Origin of the sequence: Hohaiivirga grylli, assembly GCF_039655745.1 — a bacterium.
In the GTDB taxonomy this organism is placed as follows: Bacteria; Pseudomonadota; Alphaproteobacteria; order Rhizobiales; family Beijerinckiaceae; genus Hohaiivirga; species Hohaiivirga grylli.
Genome location: NZ_JBBYXI010000001.1, coordinates 706,336 through 731,665, shown reverse-complemented (window position 1 = coordinate 731,665; position 25,330 = coordinate 706,336). Strand labels below are relative to the sequence as shown.

24 protein-coding genes, 1 tRNA gene and 1 pseudogene are annotated in these 25,330 nt (G+C 48.7%); 15 read left to right on the top strand and 11 right to left on the bottom strand.

Annotated elements, in window-relative coordinates:
• Window positions 1-84: 84 nt before the first annotated feature.
• The 10 genes from WJT86_RS03165 (at window position 85) to WJT86_RS03120 (ending at window position 10,029) form a co-directional block, all read left to right on the top strand.
• Window positions 85-654, top strand: a complete 570-nt coding sequence (locus WJT86_RS03165) for a GNAT family N-acetyltransferase (protein ID WP_346336033.1) — start codon at window positions 85-87, stop codon at window positions 652-654.
• Between the two features lie 8 nt (window positions 655-662).
• Window positions 663-908 carry an acyl carrier protein gene (locus tag WJT86_RS03160; RefSeq protein ID WP_346336032.1) on the top strand — a complete coding sequence of 82 codons (246 nt, stop codon included), beginning with the start codon at window positions 663-665 and terminating at the stop codon, window positions 906-908.
• The gene (locus WJT86_RS03155; protein ID WP_346336031.1) at window positions 909-2,162 is read left to right on the top strand and encodes a cytochrome P450; all 1,254 of its coding nucleotides are present in this window, start codon (window positions 909-911) and stop codon (window positions 2,160-2,162) included.
• A 394-nt stretch (window positions 2,163-2,556) separates the two neighbouring features.
• Window positions 2,557-4,200 carry a TIGR04028 family ABC transporter substrate-binding protein gene (locus tag WJT86_RS03150; RefSeq protein ID WP_346336030.1) on the top strand — a complete coding sequence of 548 codons (1,644 nt, stop codon included), beginning with the start codon at window positions 2,557-2,559 and terminating at the stop codon, window positions 4,198-4,200.
• A 28-nt stretch (window positions 4,201-4,228) separates the two neighbouring features.
• A complete protein-coding gene (locus WJT86_RS03145; RefSeq protein WP_346336029.1) occupies window positions 4,229-5,173 on the top strand; it encodes an ABC transporter permease in 945 nt (314 codons plus the stop codon).
• Complete coding sequence (locus tag WJT86_RS03140) at window positions 5,170-6,096, top strand: ABC transporter permease (RefSeq protein WP_346336028.1); 927 nt, start codon at window positions 5,170-5,172, stop codon at window positions 6,094-6,096. The genes WJT86_RS03145 and WJT86_RS03140 overlap by 4 nt, the downstream gene beginning before the upstream one ends.
• Window positions 6,093-7,751 (top strand): ABC transporter ATP-binding protein, encoded by a 1,659-nt coding sequence (locus tag WJT86_RS03135; RefSeq protein WP_346336027.1) that lies wholly within the window; start codon window positions 6,093-6,095, stop codon window positions 7,749-7,751. Before WJT86_RS03140 ends, WJT86_RS03135 begins: the two co-directional genes overlap by 4 nt.
• The gene (locus tag WJT86_RS03130; RefSeq protein WP_346336026.1) at window positions 7,723-8,808 is read left to right on the top strand and encodes a putative FMN-dependent luciferase-like monooxygenase; all 1,086 of its coding nucleotides are present in this window, start codon (window positions 7,723-7,725) and stop codon (window positions 8,806-8,808) included. The genes WJT86_RS03135 and WJT86_RS03130 overlap by 29 nt, the downstream gene beginning before the upstream one ends.
• Window positions 8,805-9,428: a CMD domain protein gene (locus tag WJT86_RS03125; RefSeq protein ID WP_346336025.1), complete on the top strand. Its 624-nt coding sequence runs from the start codon at window positions 8,805-8,807 to the stop codon at window positions 9,426-9,428. The genes WJT86_RS03130 and WJT86_RS03125 overlap by 4 nt, the downstream gene beginning before the upstream one ends.
• Window positions 9,429-9,432: 4 nt before the next feature.
• Entirely contained in the window at window positions 9,433-10,029 is a 597-nt protein-coding gene (locus WJT86_RS03120) for an alkylhydroperoxidase domain protein (protein WP_346336024.1), read from the top strand.
• A gap of 30 nt (window positions 10,030-10,059) precedes the next feature.
• On the opposite strand, the gene lpdA is transcribed toward WJT86_RS03120, so the two are convergent.
• Genes lpdA through WJT86_RS03100 form a run of 4 tightly spaced genes read right to left on the bottom strand, consistent with a single transcriptional unit; the run spans window position 10,060 to window position 14,984 of the window.
• The gene (lpdA, locus tag WJT86_RS03115) at window positions 10,060-11,457 is read right to left on the bottom strand and encodes a dihydrolipoyl dehydrogenase (RefSeq protein ID WP_346336023.1); all 1,398 of its coding nucleotides are present in this window, start codon (window positions 11,455-11,457) and stop codon (window positions 10,060-10,062) included.
• Window positions 11,458-11,461: 4 nt separating this feature from the next.
• Complete coding sequence (locus WJT86_RS03110) at window positions 11,462-12,733, bottom strand: dihydrolipoamide acetyltransferase family protein (protein WP_346336022.1); 1,272 nt, start codon at window positions 12,731-12,733, stop codon at window positions 11,462-11,464.
• A 1-nt stretch (window position 12,734) separates the two neighbouring features.
• The gene (locus WJT86_RS03105) at window positions 12,735-13,748 is read right to left on the bottom strand and encodes an alpha-ketoacid dehydrogenase subunit beta (protein WP_346336021.1); all 1,014 of its coding nucleotides are present in this window, start codon (window positions 13,746-13,748) and stop codon (window positions 12,735-12,737) included.
• 3 nt (window positions 13,749-13,751) lie between these two features.
• Window positions 13,752-14,984, bottom strand: coding sequence for a 3-methyl-2-oxobutanoate dehydrogenase (2-methylpropanoyl-transferring) subunit alpha (locus WJT86_RS03100; protein ID WP_346336290.1), 1,233 nt, complete (start codon window positions 14,982-14,984; stop codon window positions 13,752-13,754).
• Window positions 14,985-15,141: 157 nt separating this feature from the next.
• On the opposite strand from WJT86_RS03100, the gene WJT86_RS03095 reads away from it, so the two are divergent.
• Window positions 15,142-15,774 (top strand): autotransporter outer membrane beta-barrel domain-containing protein, encoded by a 633-nt coding sequence (locus tag WJT86_RS03095; RefSeq protein ID WP_346336020.1) that lies wholly within the window; start codon window positions 15,142-15,144, stop codon window positions 15,772-15,774.
• Between the two features lie 78 nt (window positions 15,775-15,852).
• Window positions 15,853-16,023, top strand: a pseudogene (locus tag WJT86_RS03090) (plasmid stabilization protein); the annotation flags it as partial.
• 66 nt (window positions 16,024-16,089) lie between these two features.
• On the opposite strand, the gene WJT86_RS03085 reads toward WJT86_RS03090, so the two are convergent.
• The 4 genes from WJT86_RS03085 to mnmA form a co-directional block, all read right to left on the bottom strand.
• On the bottom strand, window positions 16,090-16,722 hold the full coding sequence (locus WJT86_RS03085; protein WP_346336019.1) for a hypothetical protein: 633 nt from the start codon (window positions 16,720-16,722) through the stop codon (window positions 16,090-16,092).
• A gap of 144 nt (window positions 16,723-16,866) precedes the next feature.
• Window positions 16,867-16,943, bottom strand: a tRNA-Met gene (locus WJT86_RS03080).
• An 82-nt stretch (window positions 16,944-17,025) separates the two neighbouring features.
• Complete coding sequence (locus tag WJT86_RS03075; protein WP_346336018.1) at window positions 17,026-17,664, bottom strand: class I SAM-dependent methyltransferase; 639 nt, start codon at window positions 17,662-17,664, stop codon at window positions 17,026-17,028.
• Window positions 17,665-17,680: 16 nt separating this feature from the next.
• Window positions 17,681-18,826 carry a tRNA 2-thiouridine(34) synthase MnmA gene (gene mnmA, locus WJT86_RS03070; protein ID WP_346336289.1) on the bottom strand — a complete coding sequence of 382 codons (1,146 nt, stop codon included), beginning with the start codon at window positions 18,824-18,826 and terminating at the stop codon, window positions 17,681-17,683.
• A 446-nt stretch (window positions 18,827-19,272) separates the two neighbouring features.
• Between mnmA and sciP the strand changes: the two genes are divergently transcribed.
• The gene (sciP, locus tag WJT86_RS03065) at window positions 19,273-19,548 is read left to right on the top strand and encodes a CtrA inhibitor SciP (protein ID WP_346336017.1); all 276 of its coding nucleotides are present in this window, start codon (window positions 19,273-19,275) and stop codon (window positions 19,546-19,548) included.
• A 62-nt stretch (window positions 19,549-19,610) separates the two neighbouring features.
• Here sciP and WJT86_RS03060 read toward each other — a convergent pair whose 3' ends face one another.
• Window positions 19,611-20,657: a putative bifunctional lysylphosphatidylglycerol flippase/synthetase gene (locus WJT86_RS03060; protein WP_346336016.1), complete on the bottom strand. Its 1,047-nt coding sequence runs from the start codon at window positions 20,655-20,657 to the stop codon at window positions 19,611-19,613.
• 307 nt (window positions 20,658-20,964) lie between these two features.
• The gene (locus WJT86_RS03055) at window positions 20,965-21,378 is read right to left on the bottom strand and encodes a flagellar export protein FliJ (RefSeq protein ID WP_346336015.1); all 414 of its coding nucleotides are present in this window, start codon (window positions 21,376-21,378) and stop codon (window positions 20,965-20,967) included.
• 533 nt (window positions 21,379-21,911) lie between these two features.
• Between WJT86_RS03055 and ctrA the strand changes: the two genes are divergently transcribed.
• Both ctrA and WJT86_RS03045 read left to right on the top strand, forming a co-directional pair.
• The gene (ctrA, locus tag WJT86_RS03050; RefSeq protein ID WP_346336014.1) at window positions 21,912-22,613 is read left to right on the top strand and encodes a response regulator transcription factor CtrA; all 702 of its coding nucleotides are present in this window, start codon (window positions 21,912-21,914) and stop codon (window positions 22,611-22,613) included.
• Between the two features lie 82 nt (window positions 22,614-22,695).
• Window positions 22,696-23,988 carry an MFS transporter gene (locus WJT86_RS03045; protein ID WP_346336013.1) on the top strand — a complete coding sequence of 431 codons (1,293 nt, stop codon included), beginning with the start codon at window positions 22,696-22,698 and terminating at the stop codon, window positions 23,986-23,988.
• A 46-nt stretch (window positions 23,989-24,034) separates the two neighbouring features.
• Here WJT86_RS03045 and WJT86_RS03040 read toward each other — a convergent pair whose 3' ends face one another.
• Window positions 24,035-25,231 carry an alpha/beta hydrolase gene (locus tag WJT86_RS03040; protein WP_346336012.1) on the bottom strand — a complete coding sequence of 399 codons (1,197 nt, stop codon included), beginning with the start codon at window positions 25,229-25,231 and terminating at the stop codon, window positions 24,035-24,037.
• Window positions 25,232-25,330 lie beyond the last annotated feature (99 nt).

Sequence of the window (25,330 nt, the reverse complement as noted above, 5' to 3'; positions counted from 1 at the left end):
ACTTTTTTTAAAAAACTGACATACAATAATTTTATACTTTCAACCTCTGTATTCCTGACCTGAAAAGAAGGTTTAAAGAACGAGATGGCAAGTACAGTTCTCTCTCACAACAAGGCTCCTGAAGGAGCCCCCATCGCGGTTGAAAGCGAACACTACTGGCTGAGAAGTTTGGCAATCCACGACGTTGGTCAGAAACTTCTCGGATGGCTGAATGACGATGAAATGCTTACCGGTCTTAATATTCAGAACCTGAACTTTACACTGGACAGTTTACGCAAGTTTGTGTCGAGCTTCGATAATAAAAACAACTACATTCTCGGTATCTTCGATAAAGCAGAAGAGACGATGATCGGTTTTGTGACACTTGATGTCGATAAAGCAAACCGCATTGGACGCCTGACCGCAGGGCTTGGGAACAAGTCTTTCTGGGGCAGAGATGTCTTTTATGAGATTGGCCTGCTTATTCGTGATTACTTCTTCAGTGAACGCAACATTGAGAAACTTTCTGCGCATGTCGTTGAACATAACAGACGCATGATCTTCAATTTTATCGGATCCCCGGATTACCAGTTTGAATTGTGCCTGCAGAAAGAATGTCTGACACCGGATGGCTCTAGAGCCGATGTTCTGGTGTTCTCGGCAATCAAGGAATAAGCTTTACAGTGAAAGGTCGTAAGATGAAAAACTACATTGATGAAGCTAAGGAAATTATCTCTGTCTCTTTATTCATCCCAAAAGAGGACATTGATGAAAATGCGACAATCCACGCTATTAAAGGCTTGGACAGCCTGAGCTTTGAAACTCTTGTTCTCGAACTTGAGAAACGCCTTGGCCGACACGTACGCGCTGTAGAACTTGTTAAACTGCAATCAGTCAAAGATCTTGCTGCCCTGCTTGAAAGCAAGTGAATGTTCGAGGCCGGAGACCTCTGTACTGCACTTTATGACCTCGCCAGAAAACATAATGGCGAGAACAGGGAAGTTGTTGTCAATGGCATTCCGATACTCATCATCCAGCGCTTTGAAGATGCCGATTATATCCTACGGCTCAATGCAGACAATTATATCAAGAACATGGCCTGGTTCCGTCAGGTTATGGGTCCTTCACGGATGTCAGAAAATGGCGAGGCCTGGCAGCTGCGAATGGAAATAAGCCAACCGTATTTTTCCAAATTTGACAGAAATGCGTGTTTCGCTTTTGCGCAAGAGGCAGCACAAGACACAATTCAGGAAATGGCACAGGCCAGCACGGCTGGCGCCACAGTTCTTAATGACATTCATCTCCGCAAATTATCTGCAACAGTTGCATTGCGTCTCTTTTTTGGCATGTCGATAGACGAGGCTGGGCTTGATCTCGAAGACCTTGCTGAAATGATGGAATATGGTTCGCAATACGCATTTGTACCGCGTGGTGAAACCAATGAGCGTTATCAGCAAACGATTTCCAAACTCCCTGCCCTTCGTCATCGTGTTCTGAAAAGTCTGGAAAAATTCAGGACCATTCAAGCTGACCCCAATACTATGCTCGCCGATTTACAGGCAGCTCAGAGAGATAAGACGAATGGGTTTACTCAAGAACATGAGCTTGTAACCCTGTTTGCCGCATCCACAGAAACGACAGGAGCCAGTCTTGGCTGGGCCTGTTACCTCTTGGCAAAGTATCCTGATATTCAGCAACTCATCAGAAATGAAGTCCGTGCCCTTCGAGGTGCTGGCCAATTTGACTGGGAGCACATTAAAAATCTCAGGCCACTTCAGAATTTCATTTCTGAAACACTGCGTCTTTATCCGCCAACTCCCGTCATCGCCAAACTGGCTGTCGCGGATGATATGATAAACGGCATTCCGATAAAGGCTCACCAGAACATTCTGGTTTCCTTTGTTGGTATTCAAATGGATCAGCGTATGCGACGGGATCCCTGGCAGATGGATATCTCTGATACCTATGCTGCCTGCCCGGTCTCTGGCAGAACAACATCCTTCAGTATGGGCCCACGTATATGTGGCGGAAAACACTTTGCCCTTGTCGAGCTTGCTGCCTTTATCTGCACTTTTGTTGAAAGAGCTGAGCTAGAACTGACCTCAGATGCCCCACCGCACTTTCTCTGGAAGTCACAAATGCTGCATAAAGGCGGGCAACCAGTGCGGATTAGCACACTATAAAATCCTTATAAAATAAGAATTTCAAACTTATAGTATTATCCTTTTCCCTGAGAAAGGGCATATCAGCCCTTTTATATCTTGACTCATACAAAATGTATTTTATGTTTAATTCATAAATGAATGTGAAATATTTTATTACACATTTTAAAATAGTTATTTAGGTAGGAAAGACGATGCTGATAAATATACCCTCAGCGCAGGATCATAGAACTGATCTGCCGTACCTATACAGCCTGAAAAATGCCAAGAGCGTTATTTCTGCTGACTGCCTTTTTGACTGTTACATGTGTTGTATGCGCTAAGCGCGTAACAGGCAGACATGCCTACAGCCATGTAAGTGGCTTTAGATTTCCAAATTTACAAACTGTTTGAACTTACAAGGTCAGGAGCCAAAATGTCTCTTAGGCAATCATTATCGGTGGCTGCTCTCAGCGCACTCACCACTTTTTCGTTCATTGGGACAAGTACCAACCCTCTTTATGCGCAGGAGACACCTGTTACAGGCGGCACGCTTGTTTATTTGGAACAGCAGTCTCATACTAATCTTTACCCACCAGCAGGAGGCTTCTACCCCAACGGTGGCATTCTGAATCAGATCACTGATAAGCTGACTTATCAAAACCCGCGAACACTGGAAATTGAGCCATGGGTTGCAGAGTCCTGGAGCATCAACAGTGATGCAACCGAGTATACTTTCAAAATTCGCCCGGGCATTACCTTCTCAGATGGCACACCTGTTGACGCTAAAGCAGTCGCCAGAAACTTTGATACCTTTGGCCTTGGAAATCCGGCTCTGAAGCAGCCTGTTTCGGAAGTCATCAATAACTATGTCCGTAGCGAGGTTATTGATCCGCTGACCGTCAAATTCTACTTCAACGCACCATCTCCTGGCTTTCTGCAGGGAACATCAGTTATTGGCTCCGGGCTGGTCGCTCTTTCAACATTAGATCTTCCCTTTGATCAGCTTGGTGATGCGACCAAAATTATTGGTTCTGGCCCATTCATTGTTACACAGGAAGTACCCGGCAAAGAACTGACCCTTGTTGCACGGAAAGAATATAACTGGGCGCCAGTTAAATCCGCACATCAAGGCCGTGCTTATCTTGATGAAATCAAATATGTCATTACCCCTGAAGACAGTGTCCGCATTGGGGCATTGGTTGCTGGTCAGGCAGGCTTTATCCGTCAGCTTCAGGCCTATGATGAAAAACGCGTTTCTGATCAGAAATTTGAGATTTACGCTGCTCCAACCCGTGGCGTAAACAACAGCATAGCTTTCCGGCCAGACAACCCGTTGGTTTCAGATGTTCGCGTTCGTAAAGCTCTGGCTTACGCGACCGATGTTCAGGATATCGTTGATACGCTCTTCTCTGAAAATTATCCGGTTGCAACATCTGTTATTGCCTCAACAGCGCAGGGCTATGTGAACCTCTCGGCCAAGCTGCAATTTGACCCGCAAAAAGCAGCCGCACTTCTGGATGAAGCAGGCTGGAAAGTCGGAGCTGATAACATCCGCCAGAAAGACGGACAGAAGCTTGTTCTGACCACGTATGAGTCTTTGCCTCAACCACAGAACAAAGAGACACTGCAGCTTATCGCCCAGCAATGGTCTCAGGTCGGCGTGAAACTCAATGTGCTCGCAGGTGATGCGGGCAGCCGGGTGGTTGATAGCCTTGACCCTGAAAAAACAGCGATCATTCCCGCAATGGTCGGACGGGCTGACCCTGACGTCATCAAAAGCAATTATTACCCAACCAATCGCAACTCACTCCTGCAAAAGGGTGGTGTCAGTACCAAGGTCAAATCTTTTGAAGATACAGAGCTCAACAATCTGCTGACGGCAATTGCCAGAGAAACCGACAAGACCAAACGTCTTGAGCTGGTCGGACAGGTTCAGAATTACCTGCTCGATCAGGCCTATGTCATCCCCATTTTTGAAGAACCTCAGGTTTTTGCCGGTGCCCCTTGGGTCAAAGGCATCTCCTTTGAAGCTGTTGGCCGACCAAGTTTCTACGATACCTGGCTGGAAAAACGCTGATCACGAGATAAGAGCGGAGGAGCCTATTATGTCAAAACATCTGATAAGCCATTTGTTTCAGTCTGTTCTGACACTATGGGCAGCCTTCACGATTGCTTTTGTGCTGTTACAGGCTCTTCCCGGTGATGCCGTCCTTATCAAGTTTCTGGCTTCAGACTTCGGCCTGACACCGGAGCAGATTACTGAACTTCAGCAGACATATGGGGTCAACCTGCCCCTATGGCAGAAGTATTTTCATGAGCTTGGTGCAATCTTTACAGGTAACCTGGGTTTCTCTGTTCAGGCAGGCTTACCGGTTTCTCAGGTTATCGCGACTAATCTGCCACCAACCTTACTGCTGGCAAGTCTTGGGTTTACGGCAGCAATCGTTCTTGCTCTTTCCGTTGCATTTCTCTCTGCCTTCACTTGCTTTAGCTGGCTGCGGCAGGCTCTTCACGCCCTACCCTCATTATTTGTTTCGGTACCTGTTTTCTGGTTAGGGATTGTTCTGATCCAGATTGTTTCATTCCAGCTTGGTCTCATCCCCGTCATTAATCCGGGACATTGGGAAGGTCTGATTTTACCAACCATTGCTCTTGCAATCCCGATATCTGCACCTATCGCACAAATCCTGATCCGCAATATTGAGGCGACCTTATTGTTACCTCATGTTGCCGTCGCAAGAGCGAAAGGTGCCAGTCATGTCTGGGTCTTATGGCATCATGTAGCCCGTAATGCCGTCCTACCAACCCTGACCATGGCAGGACTGCTGTTTGGCGAGCTTCTTGCAGGTGCCGTCGTTACTGAAACCGTTTTTGGCCTAAGCGGATTAGGCAGTCTGACGCAGCAGGCCGTCAATAATCAGGATACGGCTGTCCTGAAAGCCATCGTCATTATTTCAGCGGCAATCTTCATCACCATCAATCTCATTGTTGATCTGCTTTACCCGATCCTTGATCCACGCCTGCGCGTTGCACAGGAGGCCAGACCATGAGCCCCACCAGACACACTCACTCCCACCCGACACAGGCTGCAACCATCTCCGTTTCAGCCAATGAACATCTGCCTCATAAGGCCATTCATACTGTTCATTTCTGGCTGGGAAAACGATTATCGACATTACGTCAATGGCCGATAAGCCTGTTACTGTCATGGCTTGTTATTGCAGTGGTTATCAGCTGGGCCTTTATACCAGGGTTATTTACTGCATATGACCCGCTGACAGGCATCGGAAAATTCAAACTTCAACCGCCCAGCTGGGTTCATCTTCTTGGAACTGACGCACTTGGCCGGGATGTTTATGCACGCATTGTCTATGGTGCATCTCATTCCTTAAGCGGTGCATTTGTTGCTGTTGGTCTCGGATTGACAGTGGGTACCCTACTTGGGCTATTTGCTGGCAGCGCCGGTCGCAAAACTGATACGTTCATCATGCGGCTGGTGGATGTTATTCTCTCAATACCATCCCTGCTCCTGTCTCTCAGCATCATTGTTATTCTGGGATTTGGAACAGTCACAGCTGCAATTGCGGTTGGTGCAGCTTCGATCGCAAGCTTTGCGCGTCTTTCCCGGTCAGAGGTTCTACGTGTTCGAAATACGGATTACGTTGAAGCTGCCTTTGGCAGCGGCGGCACATTCCTGAATGTTCTTTGGCGACATGTACTGCCTAATGCCCTGACATCAGTTATTGCGCTTGCCGCCCTTCAGTTCGGCACTGCTATTCTGGCCCTTTCAACTCTTGGCTTTCTTGGTTATGGCGCCCCACCCCCAACGCCAGAATGGGGGCTGCTGATTGCGGAAGGTAGAAACTATCTTGCCCGCGCATGGTGGCTGACAACTGCCCCGGGAATTGTAGTCATCATGGTTGTCATTTCAGCCAATCGCATCAGCCATGCCTTATCGGAGCGCCGCTCATGACTGATGCAGCTAAATTACCTGTCCTTGATATCAAAGGACTAACCATCGGCTATCGGGAGAAGGATAACCTTACCCGTGTTGTCCATGATGTATCCTTTCACATTAACGCGGGTGAAGTTGTTGCGCTTGTCGGGGAATCCGGTTCAGGAAAAACAACAACCGCACAGACAATCATTGGTCTTCTGGCGGACAACGGTCAGCTTGAGCATGGTAGCGTCATACTCAACCGAACGGATATCAGTCTCTGGTCACAAAAACAGCTCGCCTCCATTCGCGGAGCTGTGGTGAGCCTTGTACCGCAAGATCCCGGGAGCTCTCTTAATCCTGTTCAGACAATCGGCACGCAGGTTAGTGAGATATTCCGCATCCATAACCGTGGTTCACGACAGATAATCAAGGCAGAAGTCCTGGCGTTGCTGGAACGGGTTGGGCTTTCGCAACCGGAGCTTCGTTACAACCAGTATCCGCATGAACTATCTGGAGGCATGCGACAACGTGTTCTCATTGCCATGGCCATCGCCTTGAAGCCATTGCTCATTATCGCAGATGAACCAACAAGCGCATTAGACGTCACGGTTCAACGGCATATTCTTGATCTGATAGATGATCTTCGCAAAGAAGTTGGCACTTCCATCCTCCTTGTTACGCATGACCTCGGTGTTGCCGCAGATCGGGCAGACCGAATTGTCGTCATGCGGAATGGCCAGATTGTTGAGCAGGGTCTGACAGAGAATATTCTCAAATCACCCGCCTCAGAATATACCCACCAGCTTCTGACGGATGCCCCCTCTCTGACATCAGACAAGAAACGTATTTCACTGTCAAAACAGCAGCCCACTCATCCAGCAATTGATATCGTAACTGTCAAAAACCTGAGCCATACATTTCCCTCTCACGGAGCTGCCCAGCCTTTCCGTGCTGTTGATGATATCTCATTCTCAGTTCGCAAAGGAACAACGCACGCAATCGTTGGTGAGTCAGGCTCTGGCAAAACAACAACCTTGCGTGCCATTCTTGGTTTTCTGAAGCCAAGTCAGGGTGATATTCTGATCCGGGGGACAAACCTCTCGACACTTAAAGGTGAAGAGCTTCGCCAGCAAAGACGCCATATCCAGCTGGTTTATCAAAATCCTTACAGCTCCCTCGACCCCAAGCAGATAATCTTCAGAGCAATTGAAGAACCACTCCTGAATTTCACACTGTTCAATACTCAGGAGCGGGCAGATCGTGTCTACAATATGCTGCAACGTGTCGGCCTCTCACCAAGCACTGCCGAGCGGTTACCGCGAGCACTTTCTGGCGGTCAGCGCCAGCGGGTTGCCATTGCACGCGCATTGATACTGGAGCCTGATATTCTGGTACTGGACGAAGCCGTCTCAGCGCTTGATGTCACGGTACAGGCACAAATTCTGGAGTTACTGGGCAAGCTACAGCAAGCCTATGGCCTCACTTACATCTTCGTCTCTCATGATCTCGCAGTTGTTCGACAGATCGCTGATACGGTCTCAGTCATGCACCACGGCAGACAGGTTGAGATAGGCCGGGTCGAAGACATCTTTACCAACCCCCAAACCGATTACACGCGCGAACTGATCAATGCCATTCCAGGTAAGAGGAGATTTAACAGTGTCCAAGACAACTTTATCGCAGCTTGAGAAAGCACCCAAGAAGCTTGGCTTCTTCAGCCGCGTTCTGGATGAAGCCTCTGCTGCCGAACGTTATCGCCTCCTTGGCGAGCAAATCATTCATGCTGAGAAACATGGTTTTGATACCGCATGGCTTGCCCAGCATCATTTCCATGAATTCGAAGGCGGCCTTCCATCCCCTCTGACATTCCTTGCCTATATAGCTGCCCAAACCAGCCGTATTCGTCTGGGAACAGGTGTTATATGCCTGCCAATGGAAAGCCCGATACGGGTTGCTGAAGACGCTGTCGTTGCAGACCTGATTTCTGAGGGCCGTCTGGAAGTTGGTGTTGGCACGGGTGGCACGCTCGAATCCTATCAGGCCTTCGGAGTTGATAGCAGCCAGCGTGGCCCTGTCATGGCCCGTAACATGCAGTTACTTCGGGATGCATGGGCAGGTAATGCCCTGCCCGGTGGCGTAAAGCTTTATCCTCACAATGCCACACTTAATCAGCGCATCTGGCAGGCAACCTTTGCAGTTGAAGGTGGCGAACGTGCAGGTCAGGAAGGGGATGGCCTTTTACTCTCTCGTACGCAGCCACGACCTGAAGGCCAACCAAACGCCACCTTAAGCGAGATACAGCAACCCATCGTTGATGCTTACCTTGCTGCCCTGCCGGAAGGAGCAGCACCGCGCATCATGGCGTCACGCACCCTTTTTGTTGCTGATAGCAGAGAGGAAGCCCTTAAGCTTGCGGATACAGGTATCCGGCGTTCGATTTCACGCAACAATGGGTTAGCGAAGAAACAGGGCGTCACTGAAACCACCCCGCTACCAGAACTGCTACGGGCCTATGATGCCCATGTCGGCACACCTGAAGATGTGCTGGAAACCCTGTCTCAGGATCATATCCTCAAATATGCAACTGATATCGTCTTTCAGGTTCATTCCATCGACCCACCTCATCCCTACATTCTGCGCTCTATTGAACTGATCGCAGATGAGGTTGCTCCAAAACTCGGATGGCAGAGCCAGACATCACCTTCGCATAAACCTGTTCGCATACCTGAAAGGCTCGCATCATGAGTGAGACGATTACAGATGTCATTGATCATTTAAGTGGTATTTCTCCGGGAAGTCAGCTTGATCAATTACGGGATATCCGCAAAGAAGCGCGTAAAAATTCTCAACAAAGCTATCTGGATATTTTTCACCCCGTTGAGCCGTATTCGCAAAGCTTCACATTGTCGGAGCGACACCTTCTTGCCGTCTTTGTCGCGCTGCTCCACCGGAAGACTGAGATTGCGACTTTCTACTCGGCATCATTACTCAACGATGACCATGCCCTGCCCTTACTCGAAACAGTCTCAGCAGAAGCCCAACAGGCTGTTGCCCAAGGGCCATTTGGCCTTTATCCGGAAGGGCCATTAACGAAAGAAGATATACCTGGGCCGAGTTATCAGCCGGCTCCAAGTGTCAAAGATCGCATTGGCAAAAAGCTCAGCGCTGCCCTCGCGCATGCTTATCTTCTTGTCTTTCATCCACGTGATGCCAAGCAACATGAGCTCCAGAAACTGACTGAGGCAGGCTGGAGCACAGATGACATTGTTACGCTCTCGCAACTAATTTCTTTCCTCGCTTATCAGATACGCATTGTGACAGGCCTCAAGGTATTACAGCAGGCTTCTCCCATTGGTCAGGAGTAAGAAGATGACAGACACATCACCTATTAATCCGCCAGTGCGTTTTACAACCGAACAGCTTGACTGGATTGCATGGCTGCCACCCCTCCCCGAGGATCAGCTAACAGAGCGCCACCACAAGGGTCTGGTTGACCCGGCCCGTGCGAAGTCCAGCTATTTCATGCTACTGGCCCGTGACCCGGATATTCTGGGAGCGCGAACGCGGACAGATAAAGATATCTTCTATAATCCGGAAGGTGGTCTGCCACGTGCCGAGCGAGAGCTCGCAGCAACAGCAACCTCCCGATACAATGGCTGTATCTACTGCGCCTCTGTTCATTCCCGTTTTGCCGGACACTTTTCAAAACGTGAACAGGATGTACAGAAATTGCTTGATGATGGCGTAAAGACAGAGCTTGATCCACGTTGGGATGCCATTGTGGACGCTTCAGTTGCATTAACGGCAACGCCTCCTGAATTTGACGAAAGCCATATTCTTAAACTCAGAGATGCCGGTCTTGATGAGGCGGCCATTGTGGATGTTATCCAGAGCGCTTCTTTCTTCAACTGGGCAAACCGCCTGATGCTCTCTCTGGGAGAACCATCCCTACCTGAAAGCAGATAAGATATCGGGCCCGCAAGGGCCCGATCATTTCTAGATATGGATTGTCCGGCCCAGCGCTTTCAAGGCCGCTTCCTGCACACCTTCGCTTAAAGTCGGGTGGGCGTGAATAGTTCCTGCGATATCTTCCAGTCGCGCACCCATTTCAATAGCCTGCGCGAAACCTGCCGAAAGCTCGGATACGCCTTCTCCAACAGCCTGAATACCCAGAAGCAGATGGTTGTCCGCACGGGCAACAACGCGGACAAATCCACGTTCTGCCAGCATAGTCATCGCACGACCATTGGCAGCAAAGGGGAAGACGCCTGTCTTGATTTCAACTGAATGAGCAGCTCTTGCTGCATCAGGAGACAATCCAACCGTTACAATTTCAGGATCCGTAAAGCAGACAGCTGGTATCACCTGTTTATCCCAGATTCTCCGATGCCCAGCAACAATCTCTGCAACCATTTCGCCCTGTGCCATCGCACGATGCGCCAGCATTGGCTCACCTGTTACATCGCCTATCGCATAGATATTGCGCATGGCAGTCTCACAGTGATTGTTGATACGAATGAATGGCCCATCCATATCCAGCACAAGCTCTTCAAGGCCAAGATTGGCTGTCACAGGCTTACGCCCGACCGTCACAAGAATTTTGTCTGCCTGCAATTCTTCAGCGCCCTTTGGCCCTTCGATATGCAGAGCGTCATTCGACCCCTTCAACCCCTGTGCTTTGGTGCTTGTCAGAATGCGAACACCAAGCTCTTTCAGGCGTGCTGCTACAGGTGCTGTGAGCTCACTGTCATATTGCGGTAAAATACGCTCGGCAGCTTCAACCACGGTTACTTTTGACCCCAGTTTGGCAAAAGCTGTCCCAAGCTCAAGTCCAATATAACCGCCACCGACAACAACCAGTTTTTCAGGTACTTGCCGCAGAGCCAAAGCACCGGTTGATGAAATCACCTTACCGCCAAATGGTAAGAACGGCAGTTCCATCGGGCTGGAGCCAGTTGCAATAACGATTGTTTCAGCACTGATAACCTGCTGCCCGGTATCCGTTTCAACCGACACCGTTTTACCATCAAGAAAACGCGCCTGCCCGCGGACCATCTTTACATTAGCTTTTTTAAGCAACCCGATCACACCATTATGAAGGCGTGTAACGATACTGTCCTTCCAGTCAATTGTCTTACCAAGATCAATCGAAGGTGCGGCCTGTGTAATTCCAAACGGATTTGCGGAGGCCAGCTCATGGGAGCGATGGAACTCTTCAGCGGCATGGATCAGTGATTTTGATGGAATACACCCAACATGCAGGCACGTACCACCAGCCTTGCCCGCATCGACGAGAACTGTATCAAGACCCAACTGTCCGGCGCGGATACCACAGACATAACCACCAGGGCCTGCTCCGATAATGAGTAGTTTGCAGGAGATATCTTTTTTCATCTGCTTACTCCTCCACGAAGATCAGGGCTGGGGTTTCCAGCAATACTTTGATGCGCTGGATGAAGACGGCTGCATCCCAGCCATCAATGACACGGTGATCAAAGCTGGATGAGAGGTTCATGATCTTGCGCGGAACAAAGTCTGTTCCGTCCCATATAGGGCGGACAGCGATTTTATTGATGCCAATAATCGCCACTTCCGGATAGTTGATCACCGGCGTACTGACGATGCCACCAAGAGCTCCCAGAGAGCTGATTGTGATGGTTGAACCGCTCAGTTCTTCACGCCTTGCAGTACCCGTACGGGCCGCTTCACTGACACGGTTCAGCTCAGAGGCACATCCCCAGATATCAAGCGCTTCGGAATGACGTACGACTGGCACCATCAGGCCTGTATCTGTCTGTGTCGCAATGCCGATATGTACGCCACCATACTGATGCACAATATTTGCGTCATCATCATAACGCGCACTGAATTGCGGATAGTCAGCAATTGCCTTGATCATTGCCCGCATCAGGAAAGGCAGAATAGTCAGCTTTGGATGATCAGCCTTACGGTTGCGGTTCAGCTGCTCACGCAGTTCCTCAAGCGCTGTCATGTCCACTTCTTCAACATAGGTAATATGCGGAATACGTGATTTTGACAGGCTCATGCGCTCCGCAATCACGCGACGCAGACCGACAACCTTAACTTCGTTCTCAGACGTATTCGGGCGCAAACCACTTTGTTTTGCAGGCCGATTGACACCAGAGATGAAGGCTTCCAGATCATCATGAGTAATGCGTCCGGCCGGGCCAGACCCCGGCACCTGTCGCAGATCAATACCCGCTTCCATAGCCCTGCTTCTGACCGAGGGCGATGCAATTGGTTTTTCACCTTCACTACGGAGAGAAGCGACGCCTCTTGCGACTGTAGTCGATGGAGCGTTGACAGAAGCAGGTTGTGGTTTCGCAACCTCTGCTTTGGGTGGCTCTACTGTTTTTTCTGGGACAGGAGGCGGCGCAGTTTCAACCGGCTTCTCTTCGTGGGTTTCACCTGCAACTTCCAGCTTTATCAGCGGCGCACCGACCGCCACCTTTGAGTTTAGCTCGGCACCAAGCCATAAAACCTTACCATCTGCGGGAGACGGAATTTCGACCGTGGCTTTGTCAGTCATAACAGCCGCCAGCACAGCATCTTCCCGGACAACATCACCGGGCGTTACATGCCATTCAACAAGTTCGGCCTCAGCAATACCTTCACCGACATCAGGCATTTTGATGGTTAGTTCGCCCATATTATGCCTCCACTGTCTGGACAAGTGCCCGGCCAACACGCGTTGGGCCGGGGAAGTAATCCCACTCCTGCGCATGCGGATACGGCGTATCCCAACCTGTTACACGCATGATGGGGGCTTCAAGATGATAGAAACAGTGTTCCTGAACGAGCGCTGCCAGTTCACCACCAAAACCGGATGTGAGCGTGGCCTCATGGACAACAACACAGCGACCTGTCTTCTTAACGGAAGCAATGATCGTTTCCAGATCAAGCGGCACCAGTGAGCGCAAATCAATCACCTCGGCATCAATACCTGTCTCGGCAGCAGCTGCGAGTGAAACATGCACCATTGTGCCGTAGGCCAGAACGGTAACGGCGGAACCTTCACGGGCAACAGCCGCCTTGCCAAGCGGGATGTTGTAATAATCTTCAGGAACATCACCTAACGGATGCGCAGACCAGGGAGTCGCCGGCCGTTCAGGATGACCATCAAACGGGCCATTATAGAGACGTTTTGGCTCAAAGAAGATTACGGGATCCGGGTCTTCAATTGCGGAGGTTAGTAGGCCTTTGGCATCATAGGGATTTGATGGCATGACAACCTTGAGACCAGAGACATGCGTAAACAGTGCCTCCGGGCTTTGACTATGTGTCTGTCCGCCAAAGATACCCCCACCGGCTGGCATACGAATAACAATCGGGCAGGTAAACTGCCCGGCAGAGCGGTAACGGATACGGGCTGCTTCCTGTGATATCTGGTCAAAGGCAGGGAAGACATAATCCGCAAACTGGATTTCAACACAGGGCTTTAATCCATAAGCGGCCATACCGATAGCTGCGCCCACAATACCGGATTCACTGATCGGACTATCAAAACAGCGATCCTTCCCGTATTTCTGCTGCAGGCTTTGGGTGCAACGGAAAACGCCACCAAAGTAGCCAACGTCTTCACCAAAAATCACCACCTTCTCATCACGCTCCATGCTGATGTCCATGGCATTGCGAAGCGCTTCAATCATTGTCATGCGGGCCATGTATCAGACTCCTGCCTGCTGGCGCTGACGGCGCAGATGGGGTGGAATTTCAGCGTAAACATCTTCAAAGATATCCCGCATGGAAGGTTTGCCACCGGCATGCAATGTGCCATAGCTCTCGGCCTCTTTCTGGGCTGCAATCACGCCATCCAGAATTTCAGCTTCCATCTGCTTATGACGCTCCTCACTCCAGACACCGAGCGTAATCAGATGATTGCGCAGTCTGACGATTGGGTCACCCAATGGCCATGCATCGGATTCATCCTTCGGGCGATAGGCTGAGGGATCATCTGACGTTGAATGTGCCCCAACGCGGTAGGTGACATATTCAATCAGTGTCGGCCCCAGATTGCGCCGTGCCCGCTCTGCCGCCCATTTGGCAACCGCATGCACAGCAAGATAATCATTCCCGTCCACGCGTAACGACGGCAGACCAAACCCAAGACCGCGTGCTGCAAAAGTGCCTGCACCACCGCGCGCAATTCCCTGAAAGGTTGAAATCGCCCACTGGTTATTGACCACATTCAGGATAACGGGCGCTTTATAAGTTGAGGCAAAAACCAGCCCGGCATGGAAATCAGATTCCGCCGTTGAGCCATCGCCAATCCAGGCGGCTGCAATCTTGTCATCATGGCTGATCGCAGATGCCATCGCCCAGCCTACGGCCTGCGGATATTGCGTTGCCAGATTACCGGAGATTGTAAAAAAGCCCTTATCCTTGACCGCATACATGATCGGCATCTGCCGACCTTTCAGTGGATCGCGGGAGTTCGAGAATATCTGGCACATCATTTCAACCAGCGGATAATCATCCGCCACCAGCAGGCCTGCCTGCCGATAGGTCGGGAAGTTCATATCTCCCGGCTTCAAGGCTTTACGAAAAGCGCATGAGATTGCCTCTTCACCAAGATGCTGCATGTAGAAGGATGTCTTGCCCTGACGTTGTGCCAGCACCATACGGGCATCAAGCGTGCGCAACGTCATCATGTGGCGCATGCCTTCAAGTAGTTCCTCACTACTCAAAGTACCAGCCCAGGGCCCCACAGCCTCACCCTTGCGGTTTAATACCCGGATAATTGAAAATGCCATATCCCGGATATCCTGTGGGTTCACATCTACCTCAGGTCGTGGCACGGCACCGGCACGGGGAATAGTTACATTAGAGAAATCAGGTGTCCCGCCCGGACGCACACCCGGCTCAGGAACATGTAGGCTAAGTGGTCCAGTGGCAGGCATAGGCATCAACCTCTTGGCTCGAACTCTGATGCCTATATTGTAGAGCAGTGAAGACCTAATTGGCTATGTCACGGGAGGGCAGGCCTATTGTCATAATGACTAATAAGCGTGCCCAACCAACGGAATACGAAACATTCAGCCGCGAAATAGCCAACCTGTGAGATATCTATTCAAAAGATCAGACTGTTTTAGCTTTTCATTACACGCCAACCTTACAACATTAGACTTTATGACAAACTCACATCTGCAGGCCACATGGTATCAGGCAGATGCCACATCTGTTTACGGACAAAAACTGAAACCCGATGGCTTTGGCTTTATAGCCTCTCTTGAAGGCGGCTACAGCCTTGATCTGGGCAATAGCCTGATACTGGAACCACAGGCCCAGCTTGCCTATCAGAATACATCCTTCGACAGTTTCTCTGATGCCTATGGTCATTTTCGTATCAGCAGCAGCGACAGCCTGCGGGGCAGAATTGGCGCCCGGCTGGCCAAAACCTTCAATACGAATGACGCTGCTAATCCCCGTCTGGTGACTGCGTGGGCAAGAGCCAATATCTGGCATGAGTTCATGGGCGACAATAAAACCACCTTCACAACCCTCAGCAGCCTGAACGGTTTCACAGTCCCTTCCAATCTCGGCGGCACATGGGCAGAGATCGGCGTTGGCGTGACAGCCCAAATTTCAGACAACATCTCCCTCTTCACCACAGGCTCATACAGCCACTCCCTCGATAACAAGGGACGTCAGACATGGGACGGAAGACTGGGAGCATCAGTTAGGTGGTAATCACATCCGAGAATAACGGAACCTTTACCCCTCCGCATAGTTACTCTCTGACGAGCCTTTTCCATGAAAGGAAGCGTCATGCCACGCGGAAATAAATCCAAATACACCGATAAGCAGAAACGCAAAGCTGAACACATCGCCGAAGGTTACGAGGAAAAAGGGGTGCCAGAGAAAGAAGCCGCGGCCCGCGCCTGGGCGACAGTCAACAAACAAGACGGTGGCGGCAAAAAGCCGGGCGGTTCGGGACGAAAATAAATACAAAACAAATGATTCAAGATTCTAAAGAATAATGAAATTCATATTAATTTTAAAATCTTATTCATCAGAACATATTTGCTTAGAAGATTCGCAAATATTCCGGAATTGGTTTTCGTCTTTCAAAAAATTATCATATCTTTCATATAGATCTAAAATAGAGTTAATTATTTTATTCAGAGATGGATATAAAATTAAATCATATTCTTCACATTTATAATTAGGACGCAAAGAAATTACATTAAAATCAGAAAAATCACCTTCTTCTTCAAAAAAAATGCAAAGATGATTATTATTTTTATGCAAAAAATTAAATTTATGCTTTACAACATTATTTACAAAACTAGCATAATCTTCCATATTAACCTTGAATGATTTACTAGAATCTTTCATATCATTAATTAATTCGCTTAATATAAATAATATTAAATTATAATACCTAGCTATTCGATTGCTATGGTTTTCAAAATTACAGTCATCAATACTCTCATCCAATAAAATATCGGTGATATGTGTCATCCAGTTTGCAATGCCACAAAATAGACCTACATGAAAATCTTCACAACGATTTTGCCAAGAGCATTCATATGAGTTTGAATAGTCATCATCATGGCTTTCTTCACGAATACGTTTTGTATTCTCCAACCATATTTTTAAAGCAGCCAACCGAAAACTACGAAAGCTTTCTTCCATAACAATTCTCAAAAAATACTCTTTTTATAGAAATATTTTTTAAAAAATTAATTGTCAATAGCATCAAAAAACTTGCACAATAGCATTGTTAGTCAATGAAGTTTTGACAACGCCAAGAATAAACATATTGAATTGAAAATTTCGTGGTAGCGGAGGAGAGAGTTGAACTCCCGACACAAGGATTATGATTCCTCTGCTCTAACCACCTGAGCTACTCCGCCTCACCACAAATCGGTATGAAATACCGGCAAGCAGACGCATATAGAAATGGTCTGGGGCTTCTGTCAAGCGGGAGTTTTAAAATCAGCTGTGTTTCTTTAACCGAAGCACTTTGAAAAATCCGGCCGGGAAAACAGGCTGAGGCTGCTCAACATCATATTTTCCATTGCTTTCAGCCCAATTTTCAACCTTGCTGACTTTGAAATCAGAACTCCAGCCAATTCTTTTGACAATTGGGGCCACGGCGCGCTCGTAAGCCGCAACAAGGCCTTTGTCTGCACCAAAGTGATTGACGAGGACAATTGAGCCGCCGGGACGCAAGACACGGTCGAACTCTGTCATCGCAGCATCAAAGTCTGGTACCAAGGTAATGATGAACTGTGCGGAGATGGCATCGAAGCAGGCATCCGGAAAATCCATCTTGCAGACGTCCATAACCTGCAGGCTTTTGACGTGGTTGAGGCCCTTGCGTTCAACCTTTTCAGAAGCCCGTTTCAGCATATCAGCGGACAGATCAACGCCGTACAGTTCGATATTGGCAGGATAATACTCAAGGGCCAGCCCCGTGCCGACACCGGCTTCGAGAATGCGGGTTGCATTCTCTGTTACGGCTTTAACAGCAGCCTGTGCGGCTGGAGCTGTCAGCTTGTCATAAAGCACATCATAAATAGGTGCCCAGCGGGCATAGGCTTTCTGCATAATGCTTGTGGTCGAAGCATCCATCTATCCGGTTACCCCTTTAGACTGCAATTTTAGTAATCACGGGCTCATTTCGCAAAATGGTACCGCCACCGAGAAGGCGTGCCCGCGGATCTTCGCTATCATAGATAACGCAGGCCTGCCCCGGGGAAACCCCGTCTTCCGACTGAAGCAGCTCGGCTTCTGCCCCATTCTCAGTAAAACGTAAGATGGCCGGGCGAGGTTCACGTGTTGAACGCACCCGCACGGCAACTTCCATTCCTTCCGGCCCGGGGAGTTCATCACCCAGCCAGTTGATATCATTGATGCGGATGGTCTTGGTTGCCAGGGCCTCTCTCGGGCCAACGATAACCTGCCCTTTTTCGGCATCCAGCTTGATCACGTAAAGCGGCTCACCTGTCGCCAGTTTAAGCCCACGACGCTGCCCGACCGTGTAATGAATGATGCCTTCATGCTGGCCCAGAACACGGCCATCAATATGCACAACATCACCCGGCGCAACAGCACCCGGCTTCAGACGCTCGATAATATCGGAGTACTTACCCTCAGGCACAAAGCAGATATCCTGACTGTCAGCCTTCTCTGCAACCGACAGGCCCAGCTCACGGGCCATAGCGCGGGTTTCTTCCTTGGTTTTCAGCTCACCAAGGGGAAAGCGCAGGATTTCCAGCTGCTCAGGTGTGGTTGCATAAAGGAAGTAGCTCTGGTCACGGTGCGGGTCAGCGGCCCGGAACAACCCACGTTTGCCATTCGGCAGGGCACGGTCAACAATGTAGTGCCCGGTTGCAAGAATATCAGCACCAAGCTCTTTGGCTGTTTTCAGAAGATCGCGGAATTTAATGGAGCGGTTACACTCAACACAGGGGATGGGCGTTTCACCGGACAGGTAGCTTTCAGCAAAGCGGTCAATCACTTCCTGGCGAAAGCGGTCTTCATAGTCCAGAACGTAGTGCGGAATATTGATCGCCTCTGCAACACGGCGGGCATCATGAATATCCTGCCCGGCACAGCAGGCACCTTTTCTATGGATCGCATCGCCATGATCATATAGCTGAAGGGTGATGCCGATGACATCATAGCCTTCTTTTTTGAGCATCGCCGCAACAACAGATGAATCTACACCGCCCGACATTGCAACAACAACGCGGGTATCACCCGGGGCCCGTGGCAGGCCCAGTGAATTCAAGGGCATCTCACCTTTATCGGAAACAGGGCTCATTTAAGACCATTCGTGACGCCCAAGCTGCGCCACTCCTTCTGTGTATTAATATCTGTCATAATTGTAGCATGTATCGCTAAATTCTTAATGCGATTTCCCTCTTCTATAAGCCCTGTTGAGCCTCAGCACCAGACAATAATAAGTAATTATGGGCATTCGTGCTCAATAGTTCAGAATCTGTTTACCTTGTTTCTCATATAGCCCGCCAAATTCACAATTCGAACAAAAAATTGTTTTCTCCTTTAAAAACAAAGCATTAGAAAAATAAATAACAGGCTTAAAGCCTTGTTTTCAGACAAAAAATTGCAGCAAAATTGCGGCAGCTAAAAAAAATATGCCGAGCTTAGGATTCTCTTAAGTCCCTTGTCGTAATCTGCATTCAGTTATTCATCAGTCCTTGTGTGAGCGTATCTATGACTGAAGCATTCCGAATGAGGGCCAAGTTTGTCACAGGCCCGGATGGTAGCCCGCTAACAATTGCGGACTTGCCGCCTCCTGACACCCGCCGGTGGGTTATCCGGCGCAAAGCAGAGGTTGTTGCCGCTGTTCGCGGCGGTCTTCTCAGCCTCGAAGAAGCGTGCAACCGCTATACGTTGACAACCGAAGAGTTTCTGAGCTGGCAGCTATCTATTGACCAGCACGGGCTAGCCGGATTGCGGACAACCCGTATTCAGCAATACCGCCAGTAATATCATTGGCATGGATTAAAAAAAGGCGCTTTTAAAAGCGCCTTTTTTATTGGGAATTTATATCACTGCTGATTGTTGGGCTTCAGATGGAAACGCCGTTTCCAGATGCTGGTCAAACTCGCTTTTTCATGAAGCACAACCACAATGATCGAAAGCGCAAATGGCAAGAGCAGATAAAGCAGACGGAAAACAAGAACCGCCGCAATAACATCCTGCTGGGGAATGTTTGACAGACAGGCCGTGAAGATCAGTTCAAAGACCCCAAGCCCACCCGGCGCATGACTGAGAAGTCCGGCAGAGAAAGATGCAAGAAAAACAGCCAGAACAACAATAAATCCGGGGTTGGATTCACCCGGCAGGGCAAAATAGATAATACCCGCAGCTCCGAGCAATTCGAGCGGTCCGGCAATTAACTGGCGCAGCATGACGGCAGGTCGTGGATATTCCAGCCTGAAAGATCTGATCTGGAGCGGACGCATACCCGTCAGCGAACCAAGTGCATAAAGAGCAACCAGCAATAACAGGAAAACGCCGACAAAAAACAATGTCCGATCTGTTACCTGAAAGCTCTCAAGACTTGGGAACCAGCTGTAAAGCTTGGTGAAGAATGAGCCTCCACCCATTTTTTCAGATAGCTTACCAACAATCTCAATCAGGACATGCGGGTAAATAATCAGCACAACGCCTGCCAGAATAATGACGCCAAGCGCAAAGGTGAATGAGCAGAGACCAACCAGAATTGCAATCTGTGTCGCGCTTAATCCCTTAACAGAATAGGCGCGATAACGAACAATCGCGCCAGAAAAGACAGAGGCGCCAATGTTGTGGGAAAGGGCGTATGTTGTGAAAGATGTAACAGAGACATACCACAACGAAATGTTCTTCACGCCAAGATGCAGCAGCGCAATCCGGTCATACCAGGCCAGAGCTGCATAAGCAGCCAGCGTTGAAATAATCGCCATGAGGTAATTGTGATGCGGAATGGCCTTCAGGCTATCAACAACGGAATGAAGAGAAAGCGTATGCAGCTCGCGATAAAGTAGCCAGCAGGACAGAATAACGGCCGCAATCCCAATCAATGGCCAAATGAAATTTCGAATATTTTTCATTAAGCGGCACAATCTTTCTTATTTAGACAACCCCAAATTTGGATATGGCCGAAGCACATCCTGTCTCTGTGTGCACCACACGCGCGACAACCGCAAGAGGCTCCCACAAACATAATGAAGTTGCAGCAAGGCATAATAATGTTCGACGACAAGATATCGTTTTCATTAAGGCAAAGTTCCAAAAATTTATTCTTGCGACACTTTGCCGTGCCGATACTTTATCTGACCCAAGCCAATAAATCTTGCCAATAAAAAACCGGCCGCACGAACGTACGACCGGCAAAAACAGATCAATACCCTGTTGAGATCAGAGATTGATACGAGCCATTCTGGCTGTTCTTTCAGATATGGCAACTGTTTCCTTGATAGCATCTGACAGCTTGTCAGCGCCGCGTTCGCGGTCTTCAAGGATTTCAGCTTTCTTCAGCTCTTCAAAGGCTTCACCCAGAGAAGCTTTTGCTTCATCCAGCTGGATAACAAGGTTTTCTGCCGATGTCCGCAGGTTGTCCCGCCGCTGGCGAGCAGACCGAGCATATGTTGAATAGGCAAAGTGGTTTGGATCAGAAATACCACTCTTCTGTTCTTCAGAAGCAATTTCACGATCCAGATCGACTGCCATTCTGTCGAAATCAGCAATCATCATTTCGATCTGAGCTACCCGCTTACGCTTTTCCTCAACCTGGAAACGCTTCAAACGGATGAGCGAGTTACGCGACTTCATACTCAATACTCCACAAAGATCGCCGGTACTTACAAAGGGCGAATACGCGTCAAGGAGTGCTCAGTTCCCCAAAACGACGGTGATCACTATGAAGCAATAAAGTTGATTGTTTCTTACCCGGAACAATCTTTTTTCAAAAAAATCGCTTAAAATTCCTATTGTTAGCAAATTTACACAGGATAAGTTCCTTACAATTTCTAACCAAAAATTTTCGCGTCAACGATTTGTTTACCAATTTCGTTAACAAATAGCACATGCACAGGTGATTCCTGATTCGTGAAGACCTTGGAAACAAGGGAGAATGTTTCAGGAAACAGTGCAACGCGGATGAGCTGAAAAGTTAACCCGTCACACCAACACGCTTTTGACAACTTGGAAAAGTCGAAAAAAGCATCTTGCCTCGGTGAATCGACGTTTGTTAACCATCAGTATCTAGCGTTGCGAATCAGTTAACGAGCAGCCGTCGTAGAGCCAGCGACGGATTTGGTAGCCATATTGGTTAGCTCTGGGGCTCAAGGTTGGGGATAGAGACAATGCGCGTACTTCTGATTGAAGATGATAGCGCCACAGCTCAAAGCGTTGAGTTGATGTTGAAATCGGAGAACTTCAATGTCTATACCACCGACCTCGGTGAAGAAGGCATCGATCTCGGGAAGCTCTACGATTACGATATCATTCTTCTCGATTTGAATCTGCCGGATATGTCTGGTTACGAGGTCATGCGCACCCTGCGCGTCGGTAAGGTAAAGACACCTATTCTTATTCTCTCCGGTCTTGCCGGTATTGAAGATAAGGTCAAAGGTCTCGGCTTCGGTGCTGACGACTATCTGACAAAGCCTTTCCACAAGGATGAGCTAGTTGCCCGTATTCACGCAATCGTTCGTCGCTCCAAGGGTCATGCTCAGTCTGTCATCAATACGGGTGATCTGGTCGTCAATCTTGACACCAAGACAGTCGAAGTTGCCGGTTCGCGCGTTCACCTGACAGGTAAAGAATATCAGATGCTTGAGCTTCTTGCGCTTCGCAAGGGCACAACCCTGACCAAAGAAATGTTCCTGAACCACCTCTATGGCGGCATGGATGAGCCAGAACTGAAGATCATCGACGTCTTCATCTGCAAGCTCCGCAAGAAACTGGCAAATGCCAGCAATGGTCAGAACTTTATTGAAACCGTCTGGGGCCGTGGATATGTCCTTCGTGAACCAGATGAGATTGATCAGCAAATTGCAGTCTGATAAGTTACATTTCTAATTTATGAAAAGCCCCGCTGTTAAGCGGGGTTTTTTATGTTCAAAAATAACACTACTGAGAAATATAATGTCTTCTGATACTGGTTTACCAACGGGCAAAATTCGTAGAGCCGTCGTTTCCGCCATCATTGGCAACGGCCTCGAATGGTATGACTTCCTGATCTTTGGTTTCTTCCTGACTTTCATTACACAAGCCTATTTTCCAACAGATGATGCTTTCATCTCTTCGATTATGGGCGGCACAACATTTGCGATTGCCTTTTTTGTACGCCCTCTCAGCGGCGTACTGATCGGTCTTTATTCTGATAAGTTCGGCCGCAAGCCTGCTCTTACGCTGATGATTGTCCTTATGGGTCTTTCAACCCTGTTAATTGGCCTGACACCAACCTACGCACAGATTGGTATCGCCGCTCCAATTATCGTCATCATTGCACGCATTCTTCAGGGTATTTCCGTTGGTGGTGAATTTGCCAGTGCAACAGCCATGCTGTCTGAATATGCACCGAAGAACCAGAAGATGTATTATGGCAGCTTCCAGATGTGCTCGCAGGCTATTGCTCTCGCGCTGTCATCAGGGGCAGGTTACGTGACTGCAGCCCTTCTGTCTGAAGATAGTTTACAGAGCTGGGGCTGGCGTATTCCGTTCCTGCTCGGTGCGCTTGTTACACCAATTGGCTTCTATATCCGTAAGCATGTTGATGAAACCCCAGAGTTCGCCGCCATGCTCAACAACCAGAAGAAGACTGAGCAAGCTCCACTTATGGAAGTTCTCGTCCAGAACACCGGCAGTCTGTTCAAAGGACTGGGTTCTGTAATCATTGCAACAGTTTCTGTTTATGTCTGGTTCGTTACCTTACCGATGTTCATCATCAAGACGCTGCATCTGCCGTCTTCCGGTATCATGCTGTCAAACGTCTTCTGCGGGGTTATTCTGTTTTTCATCACCCCAATCGCAGGCCGCTTAGCAGATCGCTATGGCGCGGTAAATATCTGGACAATCGGTGTCGTGCTCTTTGGTGCCCTATCCTACCCACTTCTGTCTTACATTATTGCAGAACCAAGCATTCAGGTTCTCCTGATCGGGCAGTTGATCGGGGCTATTGCCATGTCGATGATCTGGGGACCATATCCGGGACAGATGTCACAATTCTTCCCGACACGCATCCGTTCAACAGGTATGGCGATCAGCTATAATCTTGGTGTTCTGCTGTTCGGTGGTCTGGCGCCTGTTATCACAGACACACTGTTCAAACTGACGGGTAGTAGTGTGGTATCCGCCTACTACATCATCTTCGGTGCAGTCGTCAGTCTGATCTTTGTCTGGGTCCCGCTCATCATCGAGCGTTCCCGCAAAAACTAAGAAGAAAACAAAAAGAGCGGGTATTACCCGCTCTTTTCATTTGCAATCAGTTTAAAGCTTTTAAGGGAATTGTCCTCTTTCCCAGTTTCTTTTGTACGGGCCCCTGATGAGGCCTGAAGCGGCTATCAAGTCCCTTGCTGTGCAAGAAGGTTTCCAGATGCTCAGCAATCTGAACATTATTCAGATCAGCGAATGGAGCATGGGTATTTCCCTTAATTCCAATTTCAGGAAGAATAACCAGCTGCGCATCGCCGCCATGACGGTTCACGGCTTCAACAAACTGTTTGGCCCGCGCACTGGCAACACGCCAGATCTCACTATTGAAAATATCGCTTTCTTCTTTAGCAATATTGTCGCCATAGATGATGATAATCGGCATTTTGGTCAGCTTCTTAAATTCGTCTACCGGAACCATCTGCGGCTGGATAAGCTCATTCACCAGAGAAACCCGTGAAACAACATCTGCCGGACACTCACCTTCAGGGAAAGCAAATGCGCCAGGTTCATAGGCAACAATAGCCTTTGTATTTTCAGGTGCAGCCATACCGGTCGCCCAACCATATTGCCCACTATTGGAATGGGTAATCAAAATAGCAGGCCCCGTCTGTTTAAAGAGTTCACCAACGGTCTCACCCAACACTTTCCGATATTCAGCTGATAAAGGTTCTGAACCGGTATCCGGTGTCTGCTGTCTGAAGAATTGATCAATTGATGCCGCATCACTGGGGAACTGCACATTCGGAAATAATATTGCTGGCTGGTTTGGTACCCAGATCCCATTGCGAAAAGCATCCCATACCGATGTTTCCATATTAACAGTTGGAACATTAGATTCTTTAAGCTTATCAATTGTCCGCCCGGCACGGCCCCGACGAGGCTGGTCTATAATATAAACTGGCCAGTCTTTACGCGCGAGAATACCCATGAAACCTTCACGCCCATCAGGTGTCGTTTCCCAATTGCGACCTGACTGACCGATGCCATGCCACATCACTAATGGGTAGTCACGCGCCTGCTGCGGAATGTAGTACTGGGCATAACCATGATCACCATGGAATGTCTCACCATTTGGCTGCATTTTGACAGTACCACCGAATAAAAGGCTGCCCATTGTTTTCAGGGTAATCGGTTTCTCATCTGCATAAGCCAGTGTTGGCAAGCTGGATATAAAAGCTGTGCCAAGAAGCAATGACACCCCCGCAATGGATGATACGATCCGGTTTTTTAAACTATCTGTTTTCATACGTGCATCTCTCAATTTATTTATTTTTGCACTTTATGATTATTTAAAATCTGAACGTAGCTATAATTCTGCCGATTATTTACACAATTCTATCAATTT